The organism is Allorhizocola rhizosphaerae (assembly GCF_003426775.1).
Lineage (GTDB): Bacteria > Actinomycetota > Actinomycetes > Mycobacteriales > Micromonosporaceae > Allorhizocola > Allorhizocola rhizosphaerae.
This window is the reverse complement of the sequence record NZ_QJUG01000295.1, coordinates 1-8823: the sequence shown is the minus strand read 5'-3', so window position 1 is coordinate 8823 and position 8823 is coordinate 1. Positions and strand designations below refer to the sequence as shown.

Genomic DNA, 8823 nt, shown 5'->3' with positions numbered 1-8823 from the left:
GCGCGCTCGCCGACGGGTGATCGCCGTGCGCCCACAACCGCAGCCGCCCCGCCGCATCGGCCCGCTCAGCCGCCTCGACGGCGCCGGTGACCAGCGCCCGGCCCAGCCCGCGCCGCCGGTGCAGCGGATGCACCACGAGCTCGGCCGACGGCCCCTCCACCCGGTCGGTCACGTCCACGTGCGCGTAGCCGACCAGCTCGTCGCCCACGTAGGCGACCAGGTGCACGGAGGGCTCGTCACCGCCGTGCCGCAGGTGCAGCACGACATGCTCGGACAGCGGGTGCGCCCCGTCGGTGTCGCCGGCCGCGTTCGCCAAGGCGAGCACCGCATGGACCTGTGCGGGCGAGAGCCGGTCCAGCCGCTTCACCCCGACGCCGTTGATCACCAACTAAGACTAATGGGCCGCACTCGAAATCGAGCACGGCCCATTGGCAACGTCACGTGAGAATCACGCAGTCACGTCATGTCCACTGAGGACAATCCCTCGGCGGCGTTCAGAAACTGGCGGACCTCCTGCGCGGGGTCGACCGCGTAGCTCTTGCCGGCCGACGGCACCACGAACTTGTAGCCCACCTGGCGGACCGTGCCGATCATCGACTCGTATTCGGAGCCGAGCTTGGCGCGCAGCCGCCGCACGTGCACGTCGACCGTGCGGGTGCCGCCGAAGTAGTCGTAACCCCAGACCTCGCGCAGCAGCTGGTCGCGGGTGAAGACCCGGCCCGGGTGCTGCGCCAGGAACTTCAGCAGCTCGAACTCCTTGTAGGTCAGGTCGAGCGGCCGGCCCTTGAGCTTGGCGGCATAGGTGTCGGGATCGATGGTCAGCTCGCCCGCGCGGATCAGCCCGCCCGCCGCGGCCGTCGCGGAGGTCAACCGGCCGACGGCGACCCGAAGGCGCGCCTCCACCTCGGCCGGACCGGCTGTGGCCAGGATGACGTCGTCGACACCCCAGTCGGCGTTGATGGCGACCAGACCCGCCTCGGTCACGATCGCGATCAGCGGGACGCCCAGGCCCGTCGCGTTGAGCATGCGGCATGTGGCGCGGGCCTCGGACAGCTCGGTGCGGGCGTCGACCAGCACGGCGTCGGGGCTCGGCGCGGAAACGAGCGTGCGCACGTCGCGGGGAGCGGTGCGCACGGTGTGGGGCAGCAGGTCGAGCGATGGGAGCACCGCCGACGGTTCGCCGGCTCGGGCGCTCACCAATAACAGGATCTCCAACGGATCGCCCTCCGTCCTCGCGCGTGCGGCGCTGAGTCGCTGGCTCCCGGCGGCACTGACGGAATGTGTTAAGCCCAGAGCATAGTCGACTTCCTCGCGAAGACCAGTGTGAAACAGGACCCACTCTTGCACAGCACTCTTCGGCAGCGGGTGCGCAAAGCACGGCTTCGCCTGAAGAAGCCCAAATCCATCGGGGCATGGGTGCGGAGTTGCTGTGGATGTGTCGGCCAAGGCAGGATCGGTGAGTGTTCGGCTCTTCCCCTCCCGATGACGGCCCTCGGGGCGACGGCCCGCGCGGTCGCAGGTCAACGCCTGGCGGGTTCGCCGCGCCGACGCCCGTGCCCACGCGCGACCGGGAGCGACCGGTCCGGCGTCGGGCAGGGTCCGCGACTGAGCCGCCCCCGATCCCAGCCCCCGCACCAGCCCCGGACGTGACGACCGATGGGCCACCGGTGCCTTACATCCCCGTCCGCAGGCTTCTCTCGCTGACCGTCGCCGGGTTCGCCGCGCTGCTCACGGTCGGCCTCATCATGGGTGCGCAGACGTCGGGCGTGGCGCACCGCCTGCCCTACGCGATCGTCGTTCTGGGCGCGCAGGTGCTCTATGTACTTGCCACAACCATGGCGATCCGCCCGCCAGCGGGCAAGATCGTGGCCGCGGTCGGCATCCTGTCGGCGCTCGCGGCCGATTACGCGGCCAACAGCCCGCACGAGGCGACCATCGGGCCACTGGGCCTGGTCGCGGGCGCGGGCCTGGTGCTCGGCGTGATCGGGCAGCTGGCCATGCGCGAGGGGCGGGCCCGGGTCACCGAGTCGCTCGGCGCCACGACGATCATCGTGGTCGGCGTGGTCGCGTTCGCCACGCTGCTGGTGCTGGTCCGGATTCCGCTGGGCACGCAGGCGATCACCGTGTGCCTGGCCTCGTGCGGGGTCGCGCTGACCATCGCGCGGCTGACCGATGTGTTCGTGCCCTATCCCAGACTCGCCGCGCAGGTGCCACGCGGTGCCGCCGGGGTCGTGCTGGGGACGATGATCGGCACAGCCGTCGCCGCATACATGGGGCGCTACCTCGTCTTCTTCACTCCCCAGTCGGCCGCGTTGGTCGGGGCTGCCGCAGCCGTGGCGGCGATCCTGGCCGACCTCACGATAGGGTTTGCCGAGGCGGGGCGGGAGCTGGAGGGCGATGCGCCGACCATGTGGCTCGCCCGGCACATGCAGGGGCCGTTGGCCGGGTTCGCGCTCGCCGCGCCGGTGGCATACCTCATCACCAACCTCCTATGGAAGGCCAGTGCGTGAGACGGTTGCTCAACATCTCGGCCGTGGTCGTGCTCGTGCTGGCGGTGCTGCTCGCGGTCGCCGACCGGGTGGGCGCGCACTACGCCGAGCAGGCCATCGGCGAACGCGTGTCGGCCCAGCTCGCCTCCAGGCAGATCACCTCGTCGCCGCCCGAGGTCACCGTCAAGGGATACCCGTTCCTGACCCAGGTGCTGCGCGGCAACTACACCGAGATCAGGGTGAACCTGCGCGACGTGAAGACCGGCAACCTGCCCATCCCGCAGCTGGATGTGCGGGCCTATGACGTGCGCGCCTCGCTCGACGGCATCCTCAACGGCACCGAGAAGGTGACCGCCACGCGGGTCGACGGCGTGGGCACGCTGTCCTACGCGAGCCTGGTCGAGGCGAGCGGCATCCGGGATCTCACCATGAGCGGCGACGGAAACGTGTTGCGGATCAGCGGCAACGTGCCGGTCGCGGGCCTGCTGACGGGCGCGGCCAGGGTGACCGTGATCGATGGCAGGGTGCGCATCCAGGTGACCGAGCTGACCGCCGCCAACGCCAATGCGAGCACCAACGCGGTCCTCAACCAGTACAAGAGCCGTCTCGGCGCGGCCACGTTCAGCCTGCCGCAGATGCCGTTCCAGCTTCAGCTGTCCAGCGTCACGCCGGCGACCACGGGTCTGGAGATCGGCATGACCGCGACCGAGGTACCGCTGAACTGAAATCTCCCGAATGATGGACGACACATTCCGGAAATCGCGGCGGGGCTGATATGGTCGGCGGCATGAGTCCGCTGCTGACCAAGCGGCGCGCGGTCGACCTGTGCCGCGTGGCCACGTGCCTGTGTTGCCCCGTCCTCTGACGGTGGCCCGGCTTCTTTAGCGCGCACTCCTTCTCCGCTTCTCTCATCGTCGAGTCAAGCCGCCGTCGCATACGTTCCGAGCCCACGGATCCATGCGAGGCATATTCGATCATGGATCCTCCGCAATATCCACACAGGCATACAGGGAGACATTTCCATGAGTCGTGAATCAGCCCTCGTCACAGCCGACTGGGCCGAGAAGAACCTCAACGCACCCAATGTCGTCTTCGTCGAGGTCGATGAGGACACCACGGCCTACGACGGCGGCCACATCCCGGGCGCGATCAAGCTTGACTGGAAGCTCGATCTGCAGGACCCGGTCCGCCGCGACTTCGTCAACAAGCAGCAGTTCGAGGCGCTGCTCAGCGCGCGCGGCATCGGCAACGACGACACCGTGATCCTCTACGGCGGCAACAACAACTGGTTCGCCGCCTACGCGTACTGGTACTTCAAGCTTTACGGGCACGGCGACGTGCGGCTGCTCGACGGCGGGCGCAAGAAGTGGGAGCTCGACGCGCGCCCCCTGGTCAAGGACGTGCCGCAGCGCGAGCCCAAGAGCTACACCGCGCAGGAGCAGGACCTGTCCATCCGCGCCTTCCGCGACGACGTCGTGGCCGCGATCGGCAACAACAACCTGGTCGACGTCCGCTCCCCCGATGAATACGCGGGCCGCCTGCTCGCCCCCGCCCACCTGCCGCAGGAGCAGGCGCAGCGGGCCGGCCACATCCCGACCGCGGTCAGCGTGCCCTGGTCCAAGGCGGCCAACGAGGACGGCACCTTCCGCTCCGACGCCGAACTGGCCGACATCTACTCGTTTGTGGACGACAGCAAGCCGACGATCGCCTACTGCCGCATCGGTGAGCGCTCCTCGCACACCTGGTTCGTGCTGCAGGAGATCCTCGGCAAGCAGAACGTGAAGAACTACGACGGATCGTGGACCGAATACGGCTCGCTGGTTGGCGTGCCGGTGGCACTGGGCGACGAGCCCGGAGAGGCGTGATTGCGATGACTGCTCCGACCGCTGCTGCGACGACGGCCGACGGCTGCGCCGCACCCGATCAGGCCGCACCGCTCCCGGCGAGCGTTGACCTGGAGAAGGAAACCGTCATCACCGGCATCGTGACCGCCGCCACCGGCGAGCCGGTGGCGGGCGCCTACGTCCGGCTGCTCGACCGCTCCGGCGAGTTCACGGCCGAGGTGGTGACGTCGCCGGCCGGTCAGTTCCGGTTCTTCGCGGCGCCCGGCACGTGGACGCTGCGCGCGCTCTCGCGCTTTGGAAACGGCGACGCCGAGGTCGTGGCCGACCGTGGCGTCAACCAGCTGTCGGTCACCGTCAGCTAACGCAATGCCCTCCCCAAAGGGGGCCCGCACCACCGTGCGGGCCCCCTTTTTACGTGCCGGTCAGTTGGCCGGCTCGGCCGGGGCCATCGCGCGGCGCGCGCAGGGCGATGGCCGAGGCCAGGCCTCCGGCGATGAACAGCAGGCCCGCGCACGTGAAGATGGCGTCGAGGCGGCCGAACGTCACCGGCCCCACGGTCAGTCGCAATCCACCCAGGACGGTGGCGGCAAGCCAGCCCACCATCAGCGAGCTCAGGATCCCAGCGATCTGCTGCACCGGCGCGAACGCCGAGACCACGCGGCCCATGAGCTCGCGCGGCACCGTGCCCATGAGGATCGGCCCGATGGACGCGTTCACCGCGCCCATGGTCGTGCCGACGGCCGCCAGGATCACCATTGCGGGCACGAGCGAGGTCTGGCGCGCGTACACCACGATGATGGCGCCGGTGGCGATGAGGCCCGCCCAGAAGACCCGGATGCCACCGAGCCTGGCCACGAGCCAGCCGGTGAGCAGCGAACCGACCACGATGCCCACGCCCTCGGCCGTGGCGAGGAAGCCGTAGAAGTCGGGCGGGGCATGCAGGTTTTCGGTCACGAAGAACACATCGAGGGTGTTCAGCGAGCCCGCGCCGGCCGTGACGATCACCGCCGACAGGAGCATCGCGACGAGCACGCGGTTGGCCAACAGGAAACGCAGCCCGGCCTTGAACTCGGGCCACATGCCCGGCCTTTCCGCGTCTGGTGAAGGCGGCGTGTCGGGCGGGCGGACACCGCGTACCGCCAAATAGGAAACGAGGAACGACAAGGCGTTGAGCAGCAGCGCCCACTGGTATCCGAACGCGAACAGAAGCGGGGCGGCCATCGGCGGGCCGATGATGACCATGGTGGCGATCGTGCGCTGCCCGATCCCGGCCGCCCGCGCCCGGTCGGCCTCGCCTGGCACGACATCGCTGGTAAGCGTGAACCAGGCGGGCCGGAAGAACTGCGTCGCGGCCGAGGTGAGCAGGATCGTGCCGTAGATCATCGCGAGGTTGGCCGTGACGCCGACCGCGCCGGGCGGCAGGAAGGCAAACAGCGTGAGCGCCCCGACGACCACCGCCCGGAACATATCGGTCGCCAGCATGGTGCGGCGTTTGTCCCACCGATCGACGAGCACCCCGGCGAACGGCCCGACCAGGATGGTCGCGACCGACACCATCATGACCACGCCTGCGACCGCGACCGGCGCCAAGCGGTGATCCTTGAGCAGCACGGTCGCGATCCACAGCAGCACGGTCGTATGGAAGATCTGGTCGCCGAGCGCCGAGATCGAATAGCCGAACCACATCCGGGCGTAGTTGCGGTTGATGAGCAGCCGTCGCACCGCCACATAGTGACGGATGTCGTGGTTTCGCGCTGCCCCGCCGTTGCCGGCCTAGTAATAGACCCCGATCTGGGCCCGCACGGCATCCAGCGTGCGCATCACGCTGAGCGTGGCCTCGAGCGGCACCAAAGGAGATTCTTTAAGCCCCAGTTGCAGGCAGCGCACCACCTCGGCGGCTTGGTATTGCAGTCCGGCGGCCTTGGTCGTGATCTCCTCGGGTGGATGCCCCGGCCGGTGCAGCACGAAGCGGTCGGCGGCGTGGAAGCCGTGTGGGAACTCGATGCGCCCCCGGGTGCCGACGACCGTGGCGGCGCGCACGTCGCCGGACACTCCACAGTAGAGGGTCGCGACCGCGCCGGTCGGGAAGCCGAGGACGATGCCGGTGCGGGCGTCGGTGCCCTCCGGGTGCAGGTGGGACCAGGCGCGCACGTGATGCGGCGTGCCGAGCAGCAGCTGGGCGAACGTCACCGGATAGACCCCGAGGTCGAGCAGCGCGCCGCCGCCAAGCAGCGGGTCGCGCAGCCGGTGGCTGGGCTCGAAGTCGACCCCCAGCCCGAACGCCGCCTGCACCGCGGTCACCTCACCGATCGCGCCGTTGCCGATCAGCTCCAGCATGCGCAGCGTGGCCGGAAGCGTGCGCGTCCACATCGCCTCCATCAGGAACAGGTCGAGCGACCTGGCAGTGGTCACCAAATCCTGCGCCTGGGCCAGATCGAGCGTGAACGCCTTCTCCACCAGCAGCGGCTTGCCCGCACGCAGGCACAGCAGGCTCGCCTCGTGATGGTGCGAGTGCGGGGTCGCCACGTAAACCACGTCGACGCCCGGGTCGTTGGCCAGCTCGGACCAGCTGCCCCAGGCGCGCGGGATGCCGAACCGCTGCGCGAACTCCTCTGCCTTTTGCGGCGTGCGCGAGCCGACCGCGCCGACCGTCATGCCGTTGGCCTGCACGTCCTCGGCGAACCGGGCCGCGATGCCACCGGTGGCCAGGATGCCCCAGCGAATATCAGCCGCCGACACGGATCAACCTCGCGCTCAGGTGGGGTGACATGGGCTGGCCGACGGCCGCCATCTCGTGTGCGTAAAGCAATGCGCCCTCCACGATGCCGAAAAGCCTATGCGCCGCACGGACCTCCTTGGCCGTGGGCGTGCGCCCGACGAAGTCGGTCCCCATCTCCAGCCGCAACCCGTCGAGCCGGCCGAGATAGAGCTCCATGATGCCGGTCGGGCTCATCATGAGCGCCTCGATGTCGTCGCCCTGGCCCTCGCCGACCGGGCGCCACCAGCCCACCTCGCGGCCGGCCGGGCGGATCGGCTTGGACTCCTCGTCGAGCAGCCATGAACGCGACTCGTAGAACAGGAACGGGCGGCCGTCGTGGCTGATCCGGATCTCCTGCCCGTAATCGAAGTCGGCCTCCAGCGACGGATAGCCGCCCCGGCCCCGGCCCCGCCACTGCCCGATGTAGGGCAGCAGGCCGAGCAGGGCGGGATGCAGATCGGGCCCGTGCCTCAGGTCGTGGGTCTCCTCGAACGGGTAAGGGTCGACCGGCGGCGCGTTGAGCCAGGGCGGCGGCCCCAGCGGATTTTCCTCTTTATCGCTCACCAGCGACCCCTCGCGATCTTCAGTGCCAAGTAGAAGAAGCCGCCGGAGAGCAGGCCGAACCCCACGACCAGCAGGCTGACGAACCCAATCTCGGTGACCACACCAGACATCTTAGGCTGGAGGTATGACACGCAAGCTGGTTGTCAAGGTCACCGCCGGCGCCGACGCGCCGGAGCGCTGCGCCCAGGCCTTCACCGTGGCGGCTACGGCGGTCGCGGCGGGTGTGCAGACGAGCCTCTGGCTGACCGGCGAGTCGAGCTGGTTCGCCCTGCCCGGCCGGGCCGCCGCGTTTGAGCTGCCGCACTCGGCCCCGCTGCCCGATCTGCTGGAAGCGGTGCTCCAGGCGGGCTCGGTCACCCTTTGCACGCAGTGCGCCAGGCGCCGCGACATCACCGAGGCCGACGTGCTCAAGGGCATCCGCATCGCGGGCGCGGCCGCGTTCGTCGAGGAGTGCATGGGCGAGGATGTGCAGGCCCTTGTCTACTAGAAGCCTGTGGTGGACGATTGCCGGCGCGTGGGGCGTGCTGCTGGTGATCCTCGGTGCCTGGTCGTCGTTTCGCAGCCCGGCGACCACCCGCGAGCAACGCGACCTCGGCCAGGCGAAGGCGACCGTCGACCAGGTGGTGGGCCGGCTGAGCGGCAACGTCCCGGCCGATTGGCGATTATTTGACGAGGGGTACCGCGAGGAGCCCTGCGAGGTGTCGCTGGTGCGCGACGGTGTGCTGGCCACCCGCGGCCTCGCGCTGTCCGGGCCGGTCGGCTCCGAGAGCGGGGCCATCTCCCGCCTGGCCTCCACTTTGGACGGTGCGAGCCTGCGCCCGGGTGAGGGCTCGCCCGAGGGCTTCTTCGCCGACGCGGGCGAGTTCGTGGCCGTGCGCGGCAGCATCACCGCGCCCGGTTCGATCACCATCCAGATCAAGACCGGATGCAGACCGCGTTAGGCTTCTAACTCTGTTCGGGCGAAGCCGTGCTCAAGCCGCTGCGAAAAGGTTCAACTCTGTTCAGGCGAAGCCGTGCTCTTGGCGCGGCTGAGGCCGGGCGCGCAGCGATCCGGGCTCAGCCGCTGCGAAAAGGTTCAACTCCGTTCAGGCGAAGCCGTGCTCTTGGCGCGGCTGAGGCCGGGCGCGCAGCGATCCGGGCTCAGCCGCTGCGAAAACGTTGAGTCATA

General features: G+C 69.4%; 13 protein-coding genes. 7 read left to right on the top strand and 6 right to left on the bottom strand.

Translation table 11 applies throughout. The annotated features are described in order from the left end of the window. A partial coding sequence (locus DM816_RS37575) for a GNAT family N-acetyltransferase (protein ID WP_246002580.1) occupies positions 1-385 on the bottom strand: 385 nt, incomplete at its 3' end. Positions 386-456: 71 nt separating this feature from the next. Next, entirely contained in the window at positions 457-1215 is a 759-nt protein-coding gene (locus tag DM816_RS37570) for a winged helix-turn-helix transcriptional regulator (protein WP_246002579.1), read from the bottom strand. A gap of 245 nt (positions 1216-1460) precedes the next feature. Here DM816_RS37570 and DM816_RS37565 point away from each other — a divergent pair, with 245 nt between their 5' ends. From DM816_RS37565 to DM816_RS37550, 5 genes are all read left to right on the top strand, one after another. Continuing rightward, the gene (locus tag DM816_RS37565) at positions 1461-2510 is read left to right on the top strand and encodes a hypothetical protein (RefSeq protein WP_425455326.1); all 1050 of its coding nucleotides are present in this window, start codon (positions 1461-1463) and stop codon (positions 2508-2510) included. Continuing rightward, positions 2507-3214: an LmeA family phospholipid-binding protein gene (locus tag DM816_RS37560; RefSeq protein ID WP_162908242.1), complete on the top strand. Its 708-nt coding sequence runs from the start codon at positions 2507-2509 to the stop codon at positions 3212-3214. Before DM816_RS37565 ends, DM816_RS37560 begins: the two co-directional genes overlap by 4 nt. Positions 3215-3264: 50 nt before the next feature. Next, complete coding sequence (locus DM816_RS45580; protein ID WP_342768798.1) at positions 3265-3354, top strand: Ms5788A family Cys-rich leader peptide; 90 nt, start codon at positions 3265-3267, stop codon at positions 3352-3354. A gap of 157 nt (positions 3355-3511) precedes the next feature. Continuing rightward, positions 3512-4354, top strand: coding sequence for a sulfurtransferase (locus tag DM816_RS37555; protein WP_117215264.1), 843 nt, complete (start codon positions 3512-3514; stop codon positions 4352-4354). Between the two features lie 5 nt (positions 4355-4359). Then, positions 4360-4695, top strand: coding sequence for a DUF1416 domain-containing protein (locus DM816_RS37550; protein WP_117215268.1), 336 nt, complete (start codon positions 4360-4362; stop codon positions 4693-4695). 49 nt (positions 4696-4744) lie between these two features. On the opposite strand, the gene DM816_RS37545 is transcribed toward DM816_RS37550, so the two are convergent. The 4 genes from DM816_RS37545 to mtfM are packed head-to-tail and all read right to left on the bottom strand — an operon-like array spanning position 4745 to position 7756. Then, positions 4745-6055, bottom strand: a complete 1311-nt coding sequence (locus tag DM816_RS37545; RefSeq protein ID WP_162908241.1) for an MFS transporter — start codon at positions 6053-6055, stop codon at positions 4745-4747. Positions 6056-6106: 51 nt separating this feature from the next. Further along, a complete protein-coding gene (locus DM816_RS37540; protein ID WP_211589023.1) occupies positions 6107-7072 on the bottom strand; it encodes a Gfo/Idh/MocA family protein in 966 nt (321 codons plus the stop codon). Continuing rightward, positions 7059-7655, bottom strand: a complete 597-nt coding sequence (locus DM816_RS37535; RefSeq protein WP_117215262.1) for a heme-binding beta-barrel domain-containing protein — start codon at positions 7653-7655, stop codon at positions 7059-7061. Before DM816_RS37535 ends, DM816_RS37540 begins: the two co-directional genes overlap by 14 nt. Next, complete coding sequence (gene mtfM / locus DM816_RS45410; RefSeq protein WP_281274401.1) at positions 7652-7756, bottom strand: small membrane protein MtfM; 105 nt, start codon at positions 7754-7756, stop codon at positions 7652-7654. The genes DM816_RS37535 and mtfM overlap by 4 nt, the downstream gene beginning before the upstream one ends. A gap of 23 nt (positions 7757-7779) precedes the next feature. On the opposite strand from mtfM, the gene DM816_RS37530 reads away from it, so the two are divergent. Continuing rightward, the gene (locus DM816_RS37530; protein WP_117215261.1) at positions 7780-8142 is read left to right on the top strand and encodes a DsrE family protein; all 363 of its coding nucleotides are present in this window, start codon (positions 7780-7782) and stop codon (positions 8140-8142) included. Further along, the gene (locus DM816_RS37525; protein WP_162908240.1) at positions 8132-8596 is read left to right on the top strand and encodes a hypothetical protein; all 465 of its coding nucleotides are present in this window, start codon (positions 8132-8134) and stop codon (positions 8594-8596) included. The genes DM816_RS37530 and DM816_RS37525 overlap by 11 nt, the downstream gene beginning before the upstream one ends. Positions 8597-8823: the final 227 nt, after the last annotated feature.